Annotated in this window: 18 protein-coding genes and 1 riboswitch; of the genes, 2 read left to right on the top strand and 16 right to left on the bottom strand. The window is 62.3% G+C overall.

What is annotated here, in order from left to right:
- Window positions 1-78 precede the first annotated feature (78 nt).
- The 11 genes from rsfS to J7I86_RS00325 form a co-directional block, all read right to left on the bottom strand.
- Window positions 79-483: a ribosome silencing factor gene (gene rsfS, locus J7I86_RS00375; RefSeq protein WP_024816897.1), complete on the bottom strand. Its 405-nt coding sequence runs from the start codon at window positions 481-483 to the stop codon at window positions 79-81.
- 78 nt (window positions 484-561) lie between these two features.
- The gene (locus J7I86_RS00370; protein WP_214814792.1) at window positions 562-1,872 is read right to left on the bottom strand and encodes a hypothetical protein; all 1,311 of its coding nucleotides are present in this window, start codon (window positions 1,870-1,872) and stop codon (window positions 562-564) included.
- 7 nt (window positions 1,873-1,879) lie between these two features.
- Entirely contained in the window at window positions 1,880-2,629 is a 750-nt protein-coding gene (nadD, locus tag J7I86_RS00365; RefSeq protein ID WP_309476637.1) for a nicotinate-nucleotide adenylyltransferase, read from the bottom strand.
- A complete protein-coding gene (locus tag J7I86_RS00360; RefSeq protein WP_214814790.1) occupies window positions 2,556-2,795 on the bottom strand; it encodes a hypothetical protein in 240 nt (79 codons plus the stop codon). Before J7I86_RS00360 ends, nadD begins: the two co-directional genes overlap by 74 nt.
- 82 nt (window positions 2,796-2,877) lie before the next feature.
- A complete protein-coding gene (locus tag J7I86_RS00355) occupies window positions 2,878-4,242 on the bottom strand; it encodes a glutamate-5-semialdehyde dehydrogenase (protein ID WP_214814788.1) in 1,365 nt (454 codons plus the stop codon).
- A complete protein-coding gene (gene proB, locus J7I86_RS00350) occupies window positions 4,239-5,420 on the bottom strand; it encodes a glutamate 5-kinase (protein ID WP_214814786.1) in 1,182 nt (393 codons plus the stop codon). The genes J7I86_RS00355 and proB overlap by 4 nt, the downstream gene beginning before the upstream one ends.
- Window positions 5,410-6,996, bottom strand: a complete 1,587-nt coding sequence (obgE, locus tag J7I86_RS00345) for a GTPase ObgE (RefSeq protein ID WP_214814784.1) — start codon at window positions 6,994-6,996, stop codon at window positions 5,410-5,412. Before obgE ends, proB begins: the two co-directional genes overlap by 11 nt.
- Window positions 6,997-7,149: 153 nt before the next feature.
- Complete coding sequence (gene rpmA, locus J7I86_RS00340) at window positions 7,150-7,413, bottom strand: 50S ribosomal protein L27 (RefSeq protein ID WP_003803426.1); 264 nt, start codon at window positions 7,411-7,413, stop codon at window positions 7,150-7,152.
- A 63-nt stretch (window positions 7,414-7,476) separates the two neighbouring features.
- Window positions 7,477-7,785, bottom strand: a complete 309-nt coding sequence (rplU, locus tag J7I86_RS00335; RefSeq protein WP_024816904.1) for a 50S ribosomal protein L21 — start codon at window positions 7,783-7,785, stop codon at window positions 7,477-7,479.
- 399 nt (window positions 7,786-8,184) lie between these two features.
- The gene (locus J7I86_RS00330; protein WP_214814782.1) at window positions 8,185-9,720 is read right to left on the bottom strand and encodes a bifunctional hydroxymethylpyrimidine kinase/phosphomethylpyrimidine kinase; all 1,536 of its coding nucleotides are present in this window, start codon (window positions 9,718-9,720) and stop codon (window positions 8,185-8,187) included.
- Window positions 9,711-9,809, bottom strand: a riboswitch (TPP riboswitch). Its footprint overlaps the gene before it by 10 nt.
- A 204-nt stretch (window positions 9,810-10,013) precedes the next feature.
- Entirely contained in the window at window positions 10,014-13,133 is a 3,120-nt protein-coding gene (locus J7I86_RS00325) for an Rne/Rng family ribonuclease (protein WP_214814780.1), read from the bottom strand.
- 471 nt (window positions 13,134-13,604) lie between these two features.
- Between J7I86_RS00325 and J7I86_RS00320 the strand changes: the two genes are divergently transcribed.
- Window positions 13,605-14,273: a vitamin K epoxide reductase family protein gene (locus J7I86_RS00320; protein ID WP_214814778.1), complete on the top strand. Its 669-nt coding sequence runs from the start codon at window positions 13,605-13,607 to the stop codon at window positions 14,271-14,273.
- Window positions 14,274-14,353: 80 nt separating this feature from the next.
- Here J7I86_RS00320 and ndk read toward each other — a convergent pair whose 3' ends face one another.
- Genes ndk through ileS form a run of 4 tightly spaced genes read right to left on the bottom strand, consistent with a single transcriptional unit; the run spans window position 14,354 to window position 19,921 of the window.
- The gene (ndk, locus tag J7I86_RS00315; protein ID WP_214814776.1) at window positions 14,354-14,773 is read right to left on the bottom strand and encodes a nucleoside-diphosphate kinase; all 420 of its coding nucleotides are present in this window, start codon (window positions 14,771-14,773) and stop codon (window positions 14,354-14,356) included.
- Window positions 14,774-14,814: 41 nt separating this feature from the next.
- Window positions 14,815-15,267, bottom strand: coding sequence for a DUF4233 domain-containing protein (locus J7I86_RS00310; protein WP_214814774.1), 453 nt, complete (start codon window positions 15,265-15,267; stop codon window positions 14,815-14,817).
- A 1-nt stretch (window position 15,268) separates the two neighbouring features.
- Entirely contained in the window at window positions 15,269-16,630 is a 1,362-nt protein-coding gene (locus J7I86_RS00305; protein ID WP_214814772.1) for a folylpolyglutamate synthase/dihydrofolate synthase family protein, read from the bottom strand.
- A gap of 3 nt (window positions 16,631-16,633) precedes the next feature.
- Window positions 16,634-19,921, bottom strand: coding sequence for an isoleucine--tRNA ligase (ileS, locus tag J7I86_RS00300; RefSeq protein WP_214814770.1), 3,288 nt, complete (start codon window positions 19,919-19,921; stop codon window positions 16,634-16,636).
- 352 nt (window positions 19,922-20,273) lie between these two features.
- On the opposite strand from ileS, the gene J7I86_RS00295 reads away from it, so the two are divergent.
- Window positions 20,274-21,338, top strand: coding sequence for an endonuclease/exonuclease/phosphatase family protein (locus tag J7I86_RS00295; protein WP_214814768.1), 1,065 nt, complete (start codon window positions 20,274-20,276; stop codon window positions 21,336-21,338).
- Here the strand turns inward: J7I86_RS00295 and J7I86_RS00290 are convergent.
- Window positions 21,335-22,126, bottom strand: a complete 792-nt coding sequence (locus J7I86_RS00290) for an SDR family oxidoreductase (RefSeq protein WP_214814766.1) — start codon at window positions 22,124-22,126, stop codon at window positions 21,335-21,337. The genes J7I86_RS00295 and J7I86_RS00290 overlap by 4 nt on opposite strands.
- Window positions 22,127-22,153: the final 27 nt, after the last annotated feature.

Genomic DNA, 22,153 nt, shown 5'->3' with positions numbered 1-22,153 from the left:
GCGCCGAAGCAACTCAAATATCTTAGAACAGCGTTTCCGAAAATTCCAAATCAGACATATTTCGGCTGAGCGCTGTCCCTAGTGCTCCGAATCCTCCACGGAAACAGCCTTGGCAGAAGCGTCATCGCCCAGTTCCAGGTCCACCACAGGGCAGTCCTTCCAGAGACGCTCCAGAGCATAGAACACGCGATCCTCGGAATGCTGGACGTGGATCACGATGTCCGCATAGTCCAAGAGAACCCAGCGGCCCTCCGATCGTCCTTCGCGGCGGACAGGACGAAGGTCCTGCTTCATCAGTTCTTCCTCAATACCGTCAACAATGGCGTTGACCTGACGCTCGGTGGGAGCCGATGCAATCAGGAAGACATCAGTGAGCGCCAAACGCTCGCTGACGTCCAAGGCAACAATGTCCTCGGCAAGCTTCTCTGCGGCGGCACGCGCGGCGTGACGGGCGAGGGTGATGGATTGTTCATGTGCAGACACGGGGTACTCCTTGTTGTGGCCAGTGGCCTATGTTTGGCGTGAGCCATTTTTTTCAACGCAATTCAGGGTTCAGCAGAATTAGCCGCTGGTGATCATAATGATGCCGACGATGAGGGCCACGATGCCCAACGCCAGGACGCCGAACTGCAGCAACCTGTTACGTTGCGCGCGGGCCAGACCCGCAGTGTTGGCGTCCAAAGGGTCAAGGCCGTACGCTGCGCTGGCCGAAACGGGAGGACGCTGCCCTTCCTCGGACGCCTCCGCCGCAGGCTCAGGACGTTTCCGTGCCGACTTCGCTACCGCTTCTGCACGGGCAAGCACGCCGGCGCGGCCACGTGGCCCCGACTTTTTGGCCGGAGCTTGCCCGGCTTCGACCTTAGGCCCTGCTGAAGTGACCAGCGGGACAAACGTCGTGGTGGGGCGCTTCATGACAGGACGTTCAATCCCCGGCACCTTGACGAACTCCAACGGAGTCACCATCGCGAGGTTGTTGGCAGTGGACGGACCGGCAGTTGCCGACGGCGACTTACCGTTCCCCCCGGATTCCGAAGGGTTTTTGACCGAATCCGGTGTGCTCTTGCCGGTGCCCGCCGTCTTTCCAGAATCCAAGGCAGCTTTTCCAGAATCAGCTTGGGTCTTTTCGGCAAGCTTCTGCTTGGCAGCAGCACGTTTGTTCAGGACAGCGGCACGCTCCGCCAAGGCAATCTGCTGAGCAAGAACATTAGGATCCACGGCCAAGGGATCCTGCTCGGCAATATGTTCCAGCTTTGCCGTCTGGTTTTCCACCTGAGCGGCAATCAATTGCCGAACTGCAAGCGCCTGCTCCACGGACATTTCGGATTCCGCGGGGGCATTGCCGCGCCCCGCACCATCCGTTGCGGGCACAGGAGCGCTTGGAGACTTCTCAGTGGAGGTCTTGTTGGCTGCCCCGGGCTTGGGAGTATTGTTGGCGGCCGCGGGCTGAGGCCTGTCCTTTGCCGGCGTGCGAACAGCAGGCGCGGTCCCAGCAATTGAAGCCGCGGGCGCGGGAACAATGGGATTCATGGAGGTGGCAACTTCGGCCTGAAGTTGCTGGAGACGCAGCTGACGACGCGTGGGGGGTCCCCCGCCGGAGAGCTGCTCTTCTTTGTCCGCCAGCTCCTTGATGGTGCGCAGAGCTGCACGATCCCGAGCGCGGATTTGAGACGACCGTTCCTGGGCTGCCGGTCCCACGGCGTCCACCGGGGCATCGGCGGCGCGGCGATTGCGGCCGTTCGGACGCTCGGTGTGAGGAGGGTTCTCTACCTCATCCGGTGCGGAAGTATCCACTTGCTGTTCATCGGGGTGCTTTTCCCGGGCACGCCGAAGCTCACGCCTGCTGCGGATGGGTCGCTGGTCCTGGCTGCTCATTCAAAACTCATTCAGTACGTGCTTGGTCGTCTGATCCGGACAGTGCGGGTGTCAGATCCGCTGCGATGGAGGGCGCCGCGTACAGTCCATACTTTGCGATGTACTGCACTACCCCGTCAGGAACGAGGTACCAGACCGGGTTCCCTGCGCCCACGCGGGTCCTGCAATCCGTGGAGGAGATCGCCATGGCAGGCACTTCCAACAGGCTGACGTCGTCCCTGCCCATGTCGTGAAGTTCATGGCCGGGACGGGTGACGCCGACGAAGTGGGCCAAAGACCACAACTCGTCCACATCCTTCCACGAAAGAATCTGAGCCAAGGCGTCTGCGCCCGTAATGAAGAAAAGGTCGGCTTCGGGACGCTCAGCACGGAGATCGCGGAGGGTGTCGATGGTAAAGGTCGGCCCGGGACGATCAACGTCCACCCGGCTCACTGTGAACCTTGGATTGGAAGCTGTGGCGATGACCGTCATGAGGTAACGGTGCTCAGGCCTGCTGACCAGCTTGTGCGACTTCTGCCACGGCTGGCCTGTAGGAACGAAAACCACTTCATCAAGGCCGAACTGGGCTGCCACCTCGCTGGCAGCCACAAGGTGGCCGTGATGAATGGGATCAAACGTTCCACCCATCACGCCCAGCCGGAGCCTGCGCCCCGCCTCCCCACGCGGTGTTGCGGCGATAATGTTAGTGGCCTTGGCCGTGGGTGTGCTTGTTCGGGTGCTGGCGGTGCGGATCAGCGTGCTCTTCCACAGCCTCATGGCGGTTGCCAAGGTTGGTGTAGGAAAGGGTGACGAACAAGAGAACCAGCATCAGGGCAAACATCGATACGCCGAAGACCCACGGCTCGGCCCACAGCGGAGCGAGTTCCTCGTGGCCGCCTTCAGTTTGGGCGGCAATGGACGTGGCGATCTGCTGAAACAGCATCTTCTCCCCTAGTTGGTTCTCAAGGATTTTCGACGGCGGGACTCCCCGCCGTTCCGGACTTCTGTTCTATGTTACCGCGTTGCTAGGCGCGGATCTGGCCCTCACCCTGGACGATCCACTTGGTGGTGGTCAGCTCGGTGAGGCCCATGGGACCGCGGGCGTGCAACTTTTGGGTGGATATACCCACTTCGGCTCCTAGCCCCAACTCGCCGCCGTCAGTGAACCGGGTGGAGGCATTGACGATCACAGCTGCAGAATCAACGTTGGCAATGAACTTCTCAGCATTGGCCAGGTTGTTCGTGAGGATCGCTTCCGTGTGGCCAGTGGTCCAGGTGCGGATGTGGTTGACTGCCTCATCCAGGCTGTCCACCATGGCAATGGCGAGGTCGAGGTCCATATATTCGGTGGCCCAGTCCTCGTCATCAGCGGGAACTGTCTCAATGTCCTTGCCCAAGGCCGCAGCGATCCGCTCGTCCACGTGGAGCGTGACTCCGGCGGAACGCAGTGCTTTGGCAACGGCAGGCAGCACCGTGGTACCGGAGTGCACCAGCAGGGTCTCCACGGTGTTGCAAACGCTGGGACGCTGCGTCTTTGCATTGAGGAGAATCTCCACGGCCATTTCTTCGTTCGCGGATTCGTCGATGAAGATATGGACATTGCCTTCGCCGGTTTCAATGACGGGCACGGCCGAGTTGGTCACCACAGTCTGGATGAGCTCGCGCCCACCGCGGGGAATGAGGACGTCCACATGGCCACGCGCGCGCATCAGCACGTTGGCCCCTTCGCGGCCATACTGGTCCACGGTCTGCACAGCGTCGGCAGGCAGGCCGACGGAATCCAGCGCTTCGCGAAGGATCCGAACCAGTGCCTCGTTGGTGTTGGCCGCGGCCGAACCTCCACGAAGGATCACTGCATTTCCGCTCTTCAGTGCCAGGCCGGCGATGTCCACCGTGACGTTCGGCCGGGCCTCATAAATGGCTGCCACAACACCCATGGGGACATTCACCTGGCGCAAGCGCAGTCCATTGGGAAGCGTCTGGCCACGAACCACATTGCCCACAGGATCGGGCAAACCTGCCAGGTTCTCCAAGGCAGCCACCAAGCCGTCAATACGGGCCGGGGTTAGGGTCAGACGGTCCAGGAGTGCGGCAGAAGTGCCGTTGGCGCGACCCACGGCCACGTCCTTGGAGTTGGCCTCCAGTACGTGCTTCCGGTTCTCCACCAAGGCAGTTCCGATGGCACGCAGCGCACGGTCCTTCCATGCCCGGTTTGCCTGTCCCATGCGTCGGGCGGCCTTACGGGAGCGGTCCGCGATGGCATGGACGGCAGTTTGGACATCTTCCGGTGACAACGGCACTCCGCCTGCCGCAGGGTTCTCCGGCGTCACGCCGGGCGTACCGGAAACGTCGGAGATCGCAGGGGCGTCAGGGGTCAGCGCGTCAGTCATGCTCCAAGTTTAGATGAGCGTGAGGCCCTCAGGAGCACCAGATCGTCAACATGAACAACTTCGCGGTCATAGCCACGGCCCATGGCCTGACCCAGCTCCTGGGTGGTACGGCCCAGCATGCGCGGGAGTTCTTCCGAAGAGTAGTTCACCAGGCCGCGTGCCAAGACCGTCCCGTCATGGGCGACCATCTCTACAGGGTCCCCGGCTTCGAAGTCACCACTGATGTCTGAAATGCCTGCGGGAAGCAGTGATCTGTGCCGGTCCCGCACAGCTTTCACCGCGCCGTCGTCGAGCATCAGCCGGCCCTGAACCGTCGCCAGGTGCGCCAACCAGAGAAGGCGGACGGGCTTGCGGTTGCCGTTCACGGCGAACCAGGTTCCCACGTCCTCGCCCGCCAAGGCCGCCGCAGCATTGGCCGTTGACGTCACCAGTGCGTGGATACCCGAGCCGGCAGCAATGGACGCTGCCTCCACCTTGGTCATCATGCCCCCGGTTCCAACGCCCGCCTTGCCTGCCTTGCCAATGGTCACGTCCTCGAGGTCCTGCGGACCACGGACCAACGGAATGCGTTGCGCGCCCTGGGACGGCGGGCCGTCATAGAGGGCGTCGACGTCGGACAGCAGCACCAGCGCATCGGCGCGGACCAAGTGTGCCACCAAGGCAGCCAGGCGATCGTTGTCGCCGAAGCGGATCTCATGAGTGGCCACGGTGTCATTCTCATTAACTACCGGCACCACACCGAGGTTCAGCAACCGGTCCAAGGCGCGGAAAGCATTGGTGTGTTGCGTCCGGCGCATGAGGTCATCGGCGGTCAGCAGGACCTGGCTGACTGTTACGCCGTGCGCGCTGAAGGCTTGTGTATACCGTGCCATCAGAAGCCCCTGCCCAACGCTGGCGGCAGCCTGCTGGGTGGCCAGGTCCTTGGGCCTCTTGGCCAGGCCCAAAGGCGCAAGACCGGCAGCGATGGCACCCGAAGACACCAGGATAATCTCAGTACCCGCATTGCGCTTTTCGGCCAGGGCATTGACCAGCCCCGTGAGGGACTTTTCGGAGATGCCGCCCTTGATGCTGGTCAGCGAGGATGACCCCACTTTGACAACAATCCGTTTGGCGGTGGCAAGGGCCTGGCGTTCAAGGCCCTCAGCCATGTCCGGAGCGTCGACGGTCCTAGTCGTCATCACCGGAATCCAGGTGGCTTTCCTTCACTGCCTGGGCACGGCGACCACTGACAGACTCAGTCCAAATACCTGCCTTGCGCTCAGCTTCAAGTTCGGCCCTCGCAGCAGCCTTGGCTTCGCGGCGCTCGGTCTGCTCATCACGCTTCTGTGAACGCGTGGGACGGTCGCCGATGTCCGCAACGCGAATATCGGTACCGCGGGGCGTTGCCAGGAGTTCTGCACCGGCCATCATGGTGGGCTCCCAATCGAACACCACGCCGTCGTCTTCACCAATGACCACGGTATCGCCGGGCTTTGCGCCAACCTTGAAGAGCTCGGTTTCAACACCAAGCTTGGCAAGGCGATCTGCAAGATAGCCAATGGCTTCCTCGTTGGTAAAGTCAGTCTGCTTGACCCAGCGCACGGGCTTCTCGCCCAAGACGCGGAACAGCGGCTCGAGGTTCTTCTCCTCGCGGCGGATCTTGAAGCCGGACTCGTTGACGGCGCGCGGACGCAGGACCGGAGGGGCCACCTTAGGCGGGGCAGTCTGAACGGCATCCCGTGCTGCCTTGACAATCTCAGCCATGGCAAAGCCGAGCTGACGCAAACCTTCGTGGCTTGTTGCCGATACTTCAAAGACGCGGTAGCCGCGGGCTTCGAGGTCCGGGCGGACGAACTCGGCCATGTCCTTGCCGTCGGGAAGATCCACCTTATTGAGGACTACCAGCTTGGGACGCTCATTCAGGGGCACCACTTCACCGTCAACGCCGGCGTAGCTCATGTCTACTGCGTACTTCTCAAGTTCGGCCTCGATGATGGCGAGGTCGGAGAGAGGATCGCGGTCCGATTCAAGGGTTCCGCAGTCGAGAACGTGCACCAGGGCGGCACAACGCTCCACGTGACGCAGGAAGTTATGGCCCAAGCCCTTGCCTTCGCTGGCACCTTCAATCAGGCCGGGAACATCGGCAATAGTGAACCGGACCTCGCCTGCCTGCACCACGCCAAGGTTGGGAATGAGGGTAGTGAAGGGGTAGTCGGCAATCTTGGGCCGGGCAGCGGACATGGCTGCAATGAGGCTCGACTTACCGGCAGAGGGGAAACCAACCAGGGCGATATCTGCGATGGACTTCAGTTCCAGGACGATGTCACTGGATTCACCTTCGATGCCCAGCAGTGCAAAGCCCGGGGCCCGGCGCTTCTGGGATGAAAGGGATGCGTTGCCAAGGCCGCCCTGGCCACCGGCGGCTGCAATGTACTCGGTGCCCTCGCCAACGAGGTCAGCCAGGACTTCGCCGTCCTTGGTCTTGACCACGGTGCCGTCGGGCACGGGCAGAATCAGGGTTTCACCGTTCTTGCCGCCTCGCCAGTCACCCATGCCGGGGCCACCGTTGGTGGCGTGGCGGTGGGGAGCGTGGTGGTAATCAAGCAAGGTTGTGGTCTGGGCGGAAACCCGAAGGATGACATCGCCACCATTGCCGCCGTTGCCGCCGTCAGGGCCACCGAGCGGCTTGAACTTCTCCCGCTTAACAGAGACACAGCCGTGGCCGCCGGTTCCGCCGGATACGTGCAGGACTACCCGGTCTACAAAGCTCGCCACGTGGATCTCCTCAGTTGCTGTCTTACAGCGTTTGTTGCTGTTGCCAGCGCTGTTGCAAAAACCAGTGCGCTAAGCGCCCTAGTCGATTGTAATGCGGTTAAAAGAACGGTGGAGCGGGCCGTTTGGCCCGCTCCACCGGTTCAGAACTTGTTGTTACTCTGCAGCTGCAGCAGCAACAATGTTCACTACGCGACGGCCGCGGCGAGTACCAAACTCAACCGCCCCGGCCTGCAGTGCGAACAGGGTGTCGTCGCCACCGCGACCGACGCCTGCACCGGGGTGGAAGTGGGTTCCACGCTGGCGAACGATGATCTCGCCAGCGGAAACTACCTGACCACCGAAACGCTTGACGCCCAGGTACTGAGCGTTGGAGTCACGACCGTTGCGAGTGGAACTCGCGCCTTTTTTGTGTGCCATGTGAAATGCCTGCCTCTAAATTTCTGGGGAAACTGAAAAACCTGAACAGCGGGTAACGTAAAGTTACGCGATGCTGGTGATCTTGATCTTGGTCAGTTCCTGACGGTGACCCTGACGCTTCCGGTAGCCGGTCTTGTTCTTGAACTTCTGGATGACGATCTTCGGACCACGGAGGTCCTCGAGGATCTCAGCCGTGACCTTGACGTTGGCCAGTTCCGCAGCTGCGGAGGTGACCTTCTCGCCGTCAACCAGGAGCAATGCGGGCAGCTCAAGCGTGCTACCGGCTCCACCGGGGACGCGGTTCAGCGTTACGTAGTCTCCAACGGAAACTTTTTCTTGGCGGCCGCCTGCGCGGACAATCGCGTACACCACTTGGGTACTCACTTCTCTCGACGTTTATTACAAAATTTGCGTGCGGAACCTTGAACTGGAATCAGGCCTGGTTCGCGCTGTGCCTCAACGCCGTGGACTTCTGATCGAAGTCCGCGAGTCATCCCATGAACAATATCAAGGGGCATAACCCAAGTGTTGGCGTAAGCACCGAAGATCAAGATTACGCTAGTTTGACCTTCAGCTGCAAATGAGGCCGAGTCCGGAGGCTACCTCGTGACTTGCGTCACCAGTTGTAACGGACCCTCCCGGCACCGTGCCCAAACAGCCTACAGTGTTTGGACGAGATTAACGCGATTCAGCCGGCGACGCGCGGACGTGTCGCCGCGATTGCCCTGGCGAAGCCTAAGGGAAAGCGGCTGAGCCGCCGCCCGGGAGGGATCAAGCAAACAGCCTGGGAGCATCGAAGAATGCCGTCTCGTAGCGGCAGGACTGGGTGAAAGCCTCCATCATGGCGGCCCTCTCCATGTCAGAAGCCGCCCTCGCCGCAGCATCCGTGAGATTGATCGCTTTCCGCGTTGCCGCAGCGAAGTCCTCGTCGGCGTACGTCTTCAGCCACTCGGCATAGGCATGATCTGCGGGGGCGCCGGCGTCTACGTAGGCAGCATGAAGCTGCTGACCCACTTCGGCGTACAACCAGTAACAAGGCAGGATGGCCGCAAGGACCACGGCGTAACTGCCGGAAGCCGACGTTGCCAGTAAGTGGTCCACATAGGACTTGGTGACCGGCCCCGTTCCTGAGGACGCGTCGCGGGTGCTCAGCCAGTTCCTGTGCAACTCCGACTCAACCTCCAGGCACTGCTGCGATGCCTTCGCCCAGAACAGTTGTTCTTCTTCGGTGGGTGCCAGCCCGCCGGCGCGCGCCAAGACCCTGGAGTATCCGTTGAGGTAGATCGCGTCCTGGGCGAGGTAGTAAGCGAAATCACGTTCCGGAAGTTCGCCGGATTGGAGTTGCTGAATAAACCGAAGTCCGTAAATTGATTCGAGTTCCGGAACGGCAGCCTTCCACAATGTCGCAGCAAAGGCGCCCGGCGATGGCACCCGCCTGAGGTGGTGGAAGTGATTCACCGGCCCGTTCCCTTGGCCCACTTGGAGGTCCTCCGAGGCCGTCAATGCCCCCAGCAGCCACCGTTTTACCTCCCGCAGCGAAGCTTCCCAGTCACCTGTGCGGGCTTGGACTGTGGCCAGGGCGGACGATAGGGAGCAACCCGTTCCGTGGCTGTTGAGCGTAGCCACACGGGGTCCCGTCACCTCCACCACGTCCCGGGACAGCAGCCCGGTGGTGTTCACCAGGGCATCCGGGCAGTCCGGGCCCGGCAGGTGGCCGCCTTTCACCAGGACCGTGTTCCCGTACTCTGCGGCTAGACGCTTTCCTTGGTCCAGCGCCGAGGCCCAGTCCCCTGCCTCAGGTTCACCCAACAACATGGCCAGCTCCGGGATGTTAGGCGTGATGAGGTGGGCCAGGGGAAGCAGTGAACGCAGGGCCTGCTCGGCGGACTCCCGCAACAGACGGTCACCACTGGTGGCCATCATCACCGGATCGAGGACCACGACGGCGGGTCGCACCGCTTCGAGCCAGCCGCGGACCTGGTCAATGACGGCAGCGTCGCCAAGCATCCCGATCTTCACGGCATCAATGGTGATGTCAGCGCTTATGGCCTCCAGTTGCTGACGCAGGAAGTGCGCGGGCGGGACGTGGACGGCACTGACCCCTACGGTGTTCTGCGCAGTGAGAGCCGTGATGGCAGCCATGCCGTACCCGCCCAGTGCTGCAATGCTTTTCAGGTCCGCCTGAATTCCGGCACCCCCCGATGGGTCCGAGCCGGCAATACTCAGAACGCGTGGGATTCGGTCGGCCAACGTGTGAGCGTCGGAAACGCCAAGAGGGTACACCGATGAGTATGTTGATGCAGTCATGAGGACATCCCTTCGCCGGTGCTAACCGGACAGGTTCAACGGGTCTGGATCTCAGCCTGGCCCAACGCCCGGCACCCCGTGTCAGTCCCCAAGCCTAGCGGGGAAGCAATGTGGTGCGGGTACCGGACCACGCCGGAGCCCGGATATGACCAAGCACGCTGCCGGCGCCATGGATTGACGGGGCCATGGATTGACGGGGACGTAAAGGGCCCCGCACTAACCGCCAATGGCAGGTAGTGCGGGGCCCTCCCTCTCAGTCGCTGTTGGCCGCGATGAGAGCGGCCTATCCTTGCTTAGAGCTCCGAGGCCGGAACCCCGACTCCAAGGATGATGGGCTCGTCGGCTGACACCTTCTTGGCCGGCTCCACGGGCGCCTTGGCCTCATGGGCTGAGCCTTGGGTGGCCGATACCGTCACGTCATGGTGCTCCACGCTGGTTTCATTGGCCGCGCCCTGGGCCCTGCTGGCACTGCGGTTGCGACGACCACGACGACCCCGCGGAACTGAAGCAGCCTCGGGATCTTCCTCTGCAGGCGAACTCGGGGCCGCAACCGATACGGCTTCTTCCTCAGATGCCGGAGCAGCGCCCAGGTGGGAGAACGCTTCTGCCAGGAGATCCAGGCTCATGGCAGGCTGGGCTGCCTGCGGTTCCTCGTGGTGCTCCACGAACGGCAAGGCAACTTCTTCTCCGCCGAAGCGAAGGACCGGAGTAGACCTCGCTTCCTGGACTGCTGCTTCGTGGGCAGTCGCTGCTGCTTCACCGCTGGCCGCAATTCCGGATGCGGTGCTGGTTGGCTCGTGCTGCCCGGCGGCCCGTGCTTGCTCTTCTGCGCGGTGAACTTCGTCGTCATGCAGGTGTGCGGCATGCGCTGCAGCTGCGATGGTCGCCAAAGCAGCCCTGGTGGCCTCAGCCTTGGCTTGCCGGGCAGGATCCTGCGGTTCAGCCGTGGTCGCGGGGGCAACCGGGGCGGACGCAGGCGTATGGACCTGAGCGGGGGCTTCGGCAATGGCCTGTCCCCCACCCTTCCCGCGGCGGCGCTTGCGTTCGGTCCGTGCAGCAGCAGGCTGCTGCACCTCGGTGTGCGGCCGGTGATGTTCGGCAGCTACAACGTTGGCGCGGCGGTGCTCAACGGGTTCGTCGTGCGTCACGACGCCACGGCCGGCACAGTGCTCGCACTGCTCGCCGAAAACCTCAAGGAGGCCAGTGCCCATGCGCTTGCGTGTCATCTGGACCAAGCCCAGAGACGTCACCTCGGCCACCTGGTGCTTGGTGCGGTCACGGCCAAGGCACTCCACCATGCGTCGCAGCACGAGGTCGCGGTTGGATTCCAGGACCATGTCGATAAAGTCGATGACAATAATGCCGCCGATATCCCGCAAACGGAGCTGGCGAACCACTTCCTCGGCCGCTTCAAGGTTGTTCTTGGTGACTGTTTCTTCGAGGTTTCCACCGCTGCCGGTGAACTTGCCTGTGTTGACGTCCACCACGGTCATGGCCTCGGTGCGGTCGATGACCAAGGAACCACCGGAGGGCAGGAAGACCTTCCGTTCCAGTGCCTTGTGGATCTGCTCATCGATGCGCCAGGCAGCAAAGATGTCCTGATCCTTGGTCCACTTTTCAAGGCGGCCCACCAGGTCAGGGGCAACGTACGTCACGTAGGCCTCAATGGTGTCCCAGGCGTCGTCACCGGAGACGATCAGCTTGGAGAAGTCCTCATTGAAGACGTCGCGAACCACCTTGATGGTGAGGTCGGGTTCGCCGTACAGGAGTTCAGGAGCCAGGACCTTGGTGGACGAGGCCTGCCCTTCGATGCCTTCCCACTGTGCGCGCAGACGGTTGATGTCGTGCGTCAGTTCTTCCTCCGACGCACCCTCAGCGGCAGTACGGACAATAACGCCCGCGTTTTCGGGCAAGCGATCCTTCAGGATGCGCTTGAGGCGGTTGCGTTCGACGTCGGGCAGCTTGCGTGAGATGCCGGTCATGGAACCACCGGGCACGTACACCAGGTAGCGGCCCGGCAAGGAGATCTGGCTGGTGAGGCGGGCGCCCTTATGACCTACGGGGTCTTTGGTGACCTGGACCAGGACGGAGTCGCCGGATTTCAGGGCGTTCTCGATCCGGCGCGGCTGGCCTTCGAGGTTGACCGCGTCCCAGTTGACTTCACCGGCGTACAGGACGGCGTTGCGGCCACGTCCGATGTCCACGAAAGCGGCTTCCATGGAAGGCAGCACATTCTGGACCTTGCCCAGGTACACGTTGCCGATCAGGGAGTCCTGCTGGGTCTTGGACACGAAGTGCTCGGCGAGCACGCCGTCTTCCAGGACACCAATCTGAATTCTGTCGTCGCGCTGACGGACAATCATTTGGCGGTCCACCGACTCGCGCCGGGCAAGGAACTCGGCCTCGGTGATGACCTGGCGGCGGCGTCCGGTCTCCCGGGACTCGCGGCGTCGCTGCTTCTTGGCCTCCAGCCTGGTGGAGCCCTTGACGGCCGTCACGCGGTTGGACGGAGCAGTTTCGGTCACGGGGCGGGGGGCGCGCACACGGGTGACGGTGTTGGGCGGATCATCATCCGTGCCGCCGGTCAGTTCAAGATCCTGGTCTCCACGACGGCGGCGGCGACGACGACGCGACGTCACACCTTCTTCAAGAGCCTCAGCTGCCGGCGCTTCCTCGTCCTCGGACTCGGACTCGGTGCCGTCTTCAGTCTCATTCTCGTCGCGTTCGGTTCCGCGGCGTCCACGGCGGCCACGGCTCCTGCGGCGACGACGGCTTCCCGCATCTTCAAGCTCGCCCTCAGCACCGGCTTCGGTTTCTTCTTCGGGCTCCTCGGCCTTCTCTTCCACCGCGGCAACACGGGGAACCGTGGTGAGGTCCGGGGCTTGGAAGATCATGGAGGTGATGGAAACAGGCTCCATGAACAGGGAAGTGGATGCTGCCGAGGCCGGCTCCTCGGAGGCGGCTTCCCCTGCTGCGGCCGGGGCCGCCTCTTCAGCGGCAGGCTCTTCCGGCTGGGAGGCCTCGCCCGGCGTCGTGCTTTCTTCGATGGCTGCCGCAGCAGCGGGCACCTCTACGGCCTCAGCTTTGGGTTTGGTAGTACGACGACGGCGGACCGGCTTTTCGGGGGCAGGCTCGGCGGCTGATTCGGGGCTGGCCTCTGCAGTACCTTCGTCTCCCAAACCCGGCAGCGGCTCGGCGGGCTCCACCTTTTTACGGGAACGGGTGCGGCGCGCCGGTGCTGCGGTGGCCTCGGCGGCTGCATCCGGGGCGGACACCTCTGCGGCAGGTGCCTCCACGTCAGCAGCAACCTTGGGCGCAGCCTTGCGCCGGGTCCTGGTGGCTTTCTTGGGCGCTTCCGCAGTTTCCGCGGGAGCTGCCTCGTCATTAACGGCTACAACCTGGTCATTATCCATATGTGGCAACACTCCTGCCCCAGCGACACCGCCACATCCGGCGCCCAGTGGAGCAAATATTGTCAAAACCCTCAGGCGTTGACAGAAGTCGGCAGTATGCCTTCCGGTTCGCACCAGCATTGGGGTGCGGCAGCCCTGGAAGGCCGGCGGCTTTATTCTGAAACCCGTTGTTCTGCTGCCACAACCAGGTGCCGTCCATTGTCATGGCGGGCCTACCGGGGATCACGTGATCCAGGCATGCCCGGCTCATACTGGCGGTCTTGGGAACAAAGTCACCGGACCGGGCGTCGAATGTGGATCGACTTCCGGCCATGTTCATTCTCTCACACCCCTGCACATTCCCCGCGAAGGCCGCTGTGTCGCGGAACTCCCCCCTCTTGCTGGGGCCGCCGTCCAGTCTTCGGAGTTACAATCCTCCCAAGAGCCCTTCCCGGCTTGCCGGGCCATATGTCGAAAAGGATCACATCCGCGATGCCAAGCACCGCCAGGGAAAACCTGGCCAATCAAGCCACAAGCCATGCGGAGGAAACGTCCGTCCACCAGGATTACCTCCCTGCAACGGTCCGCGACAAGCCTTTCGCCTGGCTGCTGTTGATCACCGGCGTTATTGGCTGGTTGGCGTCCGGCGCCCTGGTATTGGAGAAACTTGAGGTACTCAAAGATCCCAACCATGTGACCGTGTGCGATGTGAATCCCTTTGTCTCCTGCGGTGCCGTGATGCAGACACCACAGAGCTCGGTGTTCGGGTTCCCCAACATGTTCATCGGGATCGTCGCTTTTGCCGTGATCATCACTACGGCCATGGGCATTCTTGCCGGAGCGAAGTATTCACGGGGTTACTGGCTGGGTCTCCAAGCCGGCGTGACCCTTGGCTTCGCCTTTGTTGTGTGGCTGTGGTCGCAGGCCCTTTACGTCATCCACGTGCTCTGCCCGTTCTGCATGGTGGTGTGGGCCGCCATGATCCCGCTTTTCGTCTGGGTGACAATCCGCAACGTCACCACCGGGGTCATCAAGGCGCCACCCGCGGTGGTCAAGCTGTTGTCCGGGTACGGCTGGATCATCGTCGCCCTGCTGTATGTCGCAGTGATCGCCACGATCTTCTTTTCCTTCATCCACCTCTTCGTACCGTCGACAGCGTAGAACCACCGCTCGCGGGATAACAGTTAAGGCCAATGTTCATCAAGAACATTGGCCTTAACTGTTATTGCGGTGGAGGTTGTTTAGCCCTCGAACCAGATCTTGATTTCACGTTCCGCGGAGTCAACCGAGTCGGAGCCATGAACAAGGTTCTGCTGGACTGCCAGGCCCCAGTCGCGGCCGAAGTCGCCGCGGATGGTGCCCGGTGCCGCCGTCGTCGGATCCGTGGTTCCGGCCAGCGAGCGGAAGCCTTCAATCACACGGTGGCCTTCGAAAACCGCAGCGATGACCGGTCCGCTGAGCATGAACTCAACCAATGGCTCGTAGAACGGCTTGCCCACGTGTTCCTCGTAGTGCTGCTCCAGCAGTTCGCGGGTGGCGTTGACCTTCTTCAGCTCCGCCAGGGTGTAGCCCTTGGCTTCGATCCGGGCGAGGATGGTTCCGGCCAGGTTGCGGGCGACGCCGTCGGGCTTGACCAGGACAAGGGTCCGTTCAATGCTCACAGTTGCTCCAATGCGGTTGGTAGGTGATTTTCCCAGCCAGTTTACGGGGTTTGGGTGCCAGCTTGGTCATCATGGGCTGCGTTCCATTCGGCCTGTTCACGGTCGCGTTGGGCCACCTCGCGGTCAATCCGCATACCGGCCCTGATCCCGTACCACCAGCAGATGGCAAACAGGATCCCCACGATGAACATGGTGGGTTCGGCGAAGCCCGTAAGGACCAGCACCAGCTGCAGCCCCCACCCCAGGGCGATGCCCCATGGCTTGGACAGCACGGCACATGCCAGAACCAGCACCACCGTCAGTGCGATTCCGACCCCCAGGATAATGCCTGGGTCAACTTCCCCGCGCCTCAAGCCGAAGACGGCCAGCGTGCCGAAGAAGGCGACGAACGCTTCGAGCAGCAGCACGGTGGAAGCGAACATCACTTTGGTGGACCGGCGCTTTTTGGGCATACCCGGCCGCCATTCGCGCTGGGCCTTGGTCATTTTTGCCATGCTAGGCACTCGCCTTTCCGAGAAGGATCCGTGCCTCGGCCACCACCGTAATGGAACCCGTCACCAGGACGCCGCCTGAAAGGTCATCATTGGATTCGGCACGCTCCACGGCCCACTCCAGGGCATCGTCCAATTTCTCGGCGATGTGGACGTTGTCCTCGCCGAAGCCGAGATCGACGGCGAGTTCGGCCAGTTCCGCTGCCGGAACGGCGCGGGCGGAGTTGGATTGGGTGAAGCAGAACTCCTCAGCCAGTCCGCCCAAGGACTCTTTCAGGGTCTTGAGGATCTCCTCGGCATCCTTCTCCCGCAGAACGCCAACCACCACTACCAGCTTGCTGAAGCTGAAGGCCTCCAGGATCGCTTCGGAGGAGACGCGGATGCCGTCCGGATTGTGCGCAGCGTCCACCACCACGGTGGGCGCAGTGCGAACTACTTCGAGCCGGCCGGGCGAAGTTACCGAGCCAAAGGCTTCCTTGAGAACCTCGGCGTCGAGTTCCTTCTCTCCCCCACCGAAGAATGCTTCCAAGGCGGCGACGGCGACAGCTGCGTTTTCGGCCTGGTGCGCACCATGTAGCGGCAGCAGCAGGTCTTCGTAGCGTCCGGCGAGTCCCTGAATGGTCAGGACCTGTCCACCAACGGCAACGCTGCGGGACTCGACACCAAATTCGACGCCTTCGAAACGGAACGGCACGTCCACTTCGCGGGCTTTCTCCAACAGGACCTGGGCAGCGTCCACCGGTTGAGCCGCGCTGACCAGGAAGCCGCCGGGTTTGATGATGCCGGACTTCTCGTAGGCAATGTCCTCAGTGGTGTCACCCAGAAGATCCGTGTGGTCCAGCGAAATCGGCGTGATCACGGAGACTTGGCCATCCCCCACGTTGGTGGCATCGGTGATGCCCCCCAGGCCGACTTCCATGACGGCAACATCAACAGGCTGGTCCGCGAACACCGCGAACCCCAGAATGGTCAGGCATTCGAAATAGGTCAGCCGCGGCTGGTCCTCGGCAACAAGCTCGCTGTCCACTATTTCCAGGTAGGGACGGATCTCATCCCAGATGCGGACGAACGTTGCGTCCGGTACAGGTTCGCCGTCAATGCTGATCCGCTCGGTCACCTTGGACAGGTGCGGGCTGGTGTAACGGCCAGTGCTCAGCCCATGAGCCCGCAGTCCGGCCTCGATCATGCGGGCCGTGGACGTTTTTCCGTTGGTACCCGTGATGTGGATGATCGGGTATGCCTTGTTCGGCTCCCCCAGTACGTCCATGGCACGGAACAACGGAGCAAGGCGCGGTTCCATCTTGTTTTCCGGGGCACGCCCCAGAAGTTCGGCGTACACGCTTTCAACCGAGAATTCATCAGTCATGGATCAGGCCCCTGCCTTTGCGACGGTGACCTGCGGTTCGTCGACGCCAGCCAGCAGAACCTCCAGTTCCAACGTCAGAGTTTCGGTCTTGACGAGCTCAGAGTTGGCTTCCAGGGCATCCACCACGTCCTGCGCGGCCTCAACGGAAGTACGGATGCGGTCGCTCACCTTGAGTCCGGCGTCCTTGCGGGCCTGCTGGATGGCGCGGACCATGTCACGAGCCAACCCCTCGGCCGCAAGTTCCGGAGTAACCTCGGTGTTCAGGACCACGAAACCGCCGCCGGGCAGAACAGCAACAGCCGAGCTACCGCCGTCGGCTGAGTCCGCCACCACCGTCTCAAGCGTGTATTCCTGCGGTTCGAGCTCGAGGCCGCCGGCCACCACCACACCGGCGTCACTGACGGACCAATCGCCGGACTTGGAACCCTTGATGGCCTGCTGCACGTTCTTGCCAAGGCGCGGACCAGCAGCACGGGCGTTGACCACAAGTTTCTGCTCGATGCCGAACTCCTCAGGCGAGGCAGTCGCAGCGTCCAGGAGGCGGACCGAACGGAGGTTCAGTTCATCGGCGACGACGGCGGCAAAGCCTTCGAGCGCATCTGCACCAGGTGCCACCACAGTCAGTTCCTGCAACGGCAAGCGCACGCGCAGGTTCGCGGCCTTCCGAAGGCTGGAGCCGGTGGAGCAGATCTGCTGGACGCGATCCATTGCTTCAACCAGTTGCGGGTTTGACGGGAACAGCGAAGCGTCTGGCCAGTCCGCCAGGTGGACGGAACGGCCACCCGTCAGCCCACGCCAGATCTCCTCGGTGACCAACGGCAGCAAGGAGGCAGATACACGGCACACCGCTTCGAGGGCCGTGTAAAGGGCATCGAAGGCGTCAACGTTCTCATCGAAGAAGCGCTGACGGCTGCGGCGGACGTACCAGTTGGTGAGCATGTCCAGGTAGCTGCGCAGTTCATCGCAGGCTCCGGAAATGTCGTAGCTGTCCAGGCTTGCGGTGACATTTCGGACCAGGTCCCCGGTATTGGCCAGCAGGTACTGATCCAAGGTGTCGGCGTAGCCGTCATAGCGGAGCTTTGCTTCGTACCCCGAACCGCCGTTTGCAGCGTTCGTATAGAGCGTGAAGAAGCTGTACACATTCCACAGCGGCAGGATGACCTGGCGGACGCCGTCGCGTATGCCCTGTTCAGTGACCACAAGGTTGCCGCCGCGAAGGATGGGGCTGGACATGAGGAACCAGCGCATGGCGTCAGAGCCGTCGCGATCCAGGACCTCGGAGACATCCGGGTAGTTGCGCAGGCTCTTGGACATCTTCTGGCCGTCGGAACCGAGCACGATGCCGTGGCTGATCACATTGCGGAACGCCGGGCGGTCAAACAGCGCGGTAGAGAGAATGTGCAGCATGTAGAACCAGCCGCGTGTCTGTCCGATGTACTCCACGATGAAGTCCGCCGGGTTGTGGGTGTCGAACCACTCCTCGTTCTGGAACGGGTAGTGAACCTGGCCGTACGGCATGGATCCGGAGTCGAACCAAACATCAAGAACGTCTTCCACACGGCGCATGGTGGACTTGCCTGTGGGGTCGTCCGGATTGGGACGTGTCAGCTCATCAATGAACGGCCGGTGCAGGTCAACCTGACCTTCATTGTTCATCGGGAGCCGGCCGAAGTCGGCTTCGAGATCGGCCAGGGATCCGTAGACATCGGTGCGCGGGTACTCGGGGTCGTCAGACTGCCACACGGGGATGGGCGAACCCCAGTACCGGTTGCGGCTGATGGACCAGTCGCGGGCGTTGTCCAGCCACTTTCCGAACTGGCCGTCCTTAACGTTGCCCGGGATCCAGTTGATCTCCTGGTTCAACTCGGACATGCGGTCCTTGAACTTGGTGACTTCCACGTACCAGGAGGACACGGCGCGGTAGATCAAGGGGTTCCGGCAACGCCAGCAGTGCGGGTAGCTGTGCTCGTAGCTGGCTTGGCGGACCAGGCGTCCGTCGGCGCGGAGCACCTGGGTGATGGGCTTGTTGGCTTCGAAAACCTGAAGGCCAACGATCGAGGCAAGCTCGCCGTGAGTAAACAGGGGCAGGAATTTGGCACCCTCGTCAACGGACAGGACCACAGGGATGCCGGCGTCTTCACAGACCTTCTGGTCATCCTCACCGTAGGCCGGAGCCTGGTGAACGATGCCCGTACCGTCGGTGGTGGTGACGTAGTCGGCCACCAGGAAACGCCACGCATTCTGGGTGCCGTACTTCTCGGCATCGGCAAAGTCATCCCAGAGCGGTTCATACTCGAGGCCCGCCAACTCGGTGCCTGTGTGGGTGGACACCACAGCGGCAGCGGCGGCAGCGTCGTCGTCGTACCCCAGATCCTTGGCATAGGACCCCACGAGGTCAGTTGCCAGCAGGAAGCTGCCGGTCACCGGCGCTTCAGCGGAAGCGGCCTTGACGCCGTTGGGGCCGGCGGGCAGAACGGCATAGGAGATCTCAGGCCCGACGGCGAGCGCCAGGTTGGTGGGCAACGTCCAGGGCGTGGTGGTCCAGGCGAGCGCCTGGACTCCGGCAAGCGCCTTGGAGAGTTCGGAGTCCCCTGCTTTGACGGGGAACGTGACAGTGACCGTCTGGTCCTGACGGTTCTTGTAGACGTCGTCGTCCATGCGGAGTTCATGGTTGGACAGCGGGGTCTCGTCCTTCCAGCAGTACGGGAGGACGCGGTAACCGTTGTAAGTAAGACCCTTCTGGTGCAGCTGCTTGAAGGCCCAGAGCACGGACTCCATGTACTCGACATTGAGCGTCTTGTAGTCGTTCTCGAAGTCCACCCAGCGGGCCTGGCGCGTGACGTAGGCCTTCCACTCGTTGGCGTACTTCATGACGGAGGCGCGGCAGGCATCGTTGAATTTGTCGATGCCCATAGCTTCGATCTGGGTCTTGTCGGTCATGCCCAGCTGCTTCATGGCTTCGAGTTCAGCGGGGAGGCCATGCGTGTCCCAGCCGAAGCGCCGCTCCACCCGCTTGCCGCGTTGGGTCTGGTAGCGGCCTACGAGGTCCTTGGCGTAGCCGGTCAGGAGGTGGCCGTAGTGCGGGAGGCCGTTGGCGAAGGGAGGGCCATCGTAAAAGACGAACTCGTTGCTGCCGTCCTTGCCGGCATCCCGTTGGTCGATGCTGGCCTGGAAGGTGCCGTCTTCATCCCAGTATTTGAGGATGCGCTCTTCGATTTCCGGGAACTTCACGGAAGCGGACACGCCGTGCGTGCCGGAAGAAGACGCTGAGGCCTTGGGGTAGTGGGTCATCTCATATCCTGTGATAGCTGGTTGACTGTCAGGATGCGAGGACGGCTTCGGTCTGATCTGCATCACACCGGTACCGCGGTACCACCTCACTTACCGGAACCATGGCCTCCCCGGGTAAAGGGATGACTGCCGGCGCCGGCCTCTCATTACTGCTGTGACGGGCTTACCCGTCCGGTTCTACTGGGCGCTGGCCACCTTGCAGATGGTTGGTGCTGTTCTTCCGGAAGCTCACCGGTGATGGCCGGGTCAAAGCTGGTCCCCCAAGTCTAGCGGCAGTGGGGCGCCTGCTCTACCCGGGGGTTCATCCTATGGATGGAGTACGGGTGCGCGCAGGGTTGCATAGACTCAGGCCATGACACACCCCGCGCCTGCCGTGACGGAAACCCGCCCTGCGCCTCGCCGCGCTTCCCTGGGGTGGTCGGTGTTGGCGCTGCTTGCCGCACTGCCCGTGTCCGGGGTTTCGATCTTCCGGGCGATTCCGGTGGAATGGCCCCTAATCGTGGTGCAGTTGCTGTCCTTCACCCCGTGGTTGGTGCTTCCGGCAGCGCTTGCCCTGGTGCTTGCTGTGGTGGGGCGGAGGCTTTGGGTCATTATCACGACGGCGGCGCTGTTGGCAGTGCAGCTGTTTTGGCTGTTCCCCCTGGACGCCGGAAAGCCGGAAGCAATACCCGCCGGCACAGCAACGGTGCCGCTGAAAGTGATGAGCCTGAACTCTGAATACGGGGAAGCGGACGCCGCCTCTGTGGTGGAGATGGTCCGGTCCAACGGAATACAGCTCTTGGCCATTCAGGAACATACCCAAGGGCTGGAGGATCATTTGACGTCCGAGGGTTTGGATGAGTTGTTGCCCAACCGGATCAGTGCCCCCAATGACGACGCGTCCGGTGGAGCCGTGTACTCGGTGTTCCCCCTCGAGGCCGTTGGACTTCTCCCGGATACCCCGTTCCGTATGGACGTCACGCGGGTACTGATCACGGACCCTGGGGTCGGGTCCACGGCGGCGCTGAACCTAACCAACGTCCATGCCCTTCCACCCGTCGATGAGCGAATCGATCAGTGGCGAAGTGACGTGGACAAAGTGGCCCGCCAAGGGTCCCGGTCGGGAAATCAGTTGCTGATGGGCGACTACAACGCCACCTACGATCACTCAGAGTTCCGGGCAATGCTTGATACTGCCCTGAGCCGGCAGGAAACCCGGACCGGTCAGCAGGAAGGCAGGAAGCTCGTCGACGTCGGGACAGCGTCCGGAGCACGTTTCTCACCCACCTGGCCCATGGAAGGGCTACCCCTTCCGGGCGTAGTGCTCGACCATATGGTCACTTCGCCCGGTATCGGCAGCAGTGACTACGCGGTCCACAAGGTGCGGGGTTCAGACCACGCGGCCATCATGGCCACTCTGAGCGTCCCGGCCGGCTAGCTGTCTTTTCGGATCAATTTGTGGTTTGCCGCCTGCGCCACGGGGCGGATCACAATCTGGTCCAGGTTGATGTGGTGCGGCAACGAGACTGAGTAAGCCACTACACCTGCCACGTCCTCGGCGGTCAATGGCTTCTCCACCCCGGCGTAAACCTTCGCCGCTGCGTCTTTGTCGCCGAGGCGGTTCAGTGCGAACTCTTCGGTCTGCACCAGCCCGGGAGCCACTTCAATGACGCGGACGTTGTTGCCCACCTCTTCCAGGCGCAGGGCGTTGGTCATGGCGTGCTGGGCAAACTTTGCTGCGTTGTAGCCCGCGCCGCCTTCGTAGGCTGACAGCCCAGCCGTGGATGTCAGGTTCAGGACGGTTCCTTCGCCGTGTTCCCGCAGCATGGGCAGGAAGGCCCGGGTGATCTTCATGGTGCCCAGGACGTTGACCTGGTACATCCAATCCCAATCTTCAGTGTCAGCATTGGCGATGGTGTCCGCCCCGCGTGCGCCGCCGGCGATGTTGATGAGGGTGTCGGCACCTCCGGCTTCGGTGACCGCCGCGAGCAAGGCCGCGACGTCGTCGTCGGCCGTGATGTCAGCCGGGAACGGCACCGCACCGGTAGTCGCTTCCAAGGCATTGAGCCTGTCTGCCCGACGCGCTACGGCAAAGACCTTCCACCCGGCGGAGACCAGCGCCTTCACCGTGGCCTCACCAATACCGGTGCTGGCACCAGTGACCACCGCCGACTTGTTGTTCCCTGCATTCTGTCCGGAAGGTGTGTTGTGCGCTGCCAAAGTCATGGAACTACCTTATCCGGGGTGCCGGGT

The organism is Arthrobacter sp. ISL-95 (assembly GCF_018613695.1).
In the GTDB taxonomy this organism is placed as follows: Bacteria; Actinomycetota; Actinomycetes; order Actinomycetales; family Micrococcaceae; genus Arthrobacter.
The sequence above is the reverse complement of the archived record's forward strand: the minus strand, read 5'-3'. Positions and strand labels throughout refer to the sequence as shown.

Excerpts from the sequence above, each read along its gene's own strand:
- J7I86_RS00320 (WP_214814778.1), top strand. The coding sequence starts at position 13,605 with ATGCCAAGCACCGCCAGGGAAAACCTGGCCAATCAAGCCACAAGCCAT.
- rpmA (WP_003803426.1), bottom strand. The coding sequence starts at position 7,413 with ATGGCACACAAAAAAGGCGCGAGTTCCACTCGCAACGGTCGTGACTCC.
- J7I86_RS00310 (WP_214814774.1), bottom strand. The coding sequence starts at position 15,267 with ATGGCAAAAATGACCAAGGCCCAGCGCGAATGGCGGCCGGGTATGCCC.
- J7I86_RS00355 (WP_214814788.1), bottom strand. The coding sequence starts at position 4,242 with ATGACTGACGCGCTGACCCCTGACGCCCCTGCGATCTCCGACGTTTCC.
- J7I86_RS00360 (WP_214814790.1), bottom strand. The coding sequence starts at position 2,795 with ATGCTGTTTCAGCAGATCGCCACGTCCATTGCCGCCCAAACTGAAGGC.
- J7I86_RS00330 (WP_214814782.1), bottom strand. The coding sequence starts at position 9,720 with ATGACTGCATCAACATACTCATCGGTGTACCCTCTTGGCGTTTCCGAC.
- proB (WP_214814786.1), bottom strand. The coding sequence starts at position 5,420 with ATGACGACTAGGACCGTCGACGCTCCGGACATGGCTGAGGGCCTTGAA.
- J7I86_RS00295 (WP_214814768.1), top strand. The coding sequence starts at position 20,274 with ATGACACACCCCGCGCCTGCCGTGACGGAAACCCGCCCTGCGCCTCGC.
- J7I86_RS00370 (WP_214814792.1), bottom strand. The coding sequence starts at position 1,872 with ATGAGCAGCCAGGACCAGCGACCCATCCGCAGCAGGCGTGAGCTTCGG.
- J7I86_RS00325 (WP_214814780.1), bottom strand. The coding sequence starts at position 13,133 with ATGGATAATGACCAGGTTGTAGCCGTTAATGACGAGGCAGCTCCCGCG.
- J7I86_RS00290 (WP_214814766.1), bottom strand. The coding sequence starts at position 22,126 with ATGACTTTGGCAGCGCACAACACACCTTCCGGACAGAATGCAGGGAAC.
- nadD (WP_309476637.1), bottom strand. The coding sequence starts at position 2,629 with ATGAGGCTGTGGAAGAGCACGCTGATCCGCACCGCCAGCACCCGAACA.
- ileS (WP_214814770.1), bottom strand. The coding sequence starts at position 19,921 with ATGACCCACTACCCCAAGGCCTCAGCGTCTTCTTCCGGCACGCACGGC.
- J7I86_RS00305 (WP_214814772.1), bottom strand. The coding sequence starts at position 16,630 with ATGACTGATGAATTCTCGGTTGAAAGCGTGTACGCCGAACTTCTGGGG.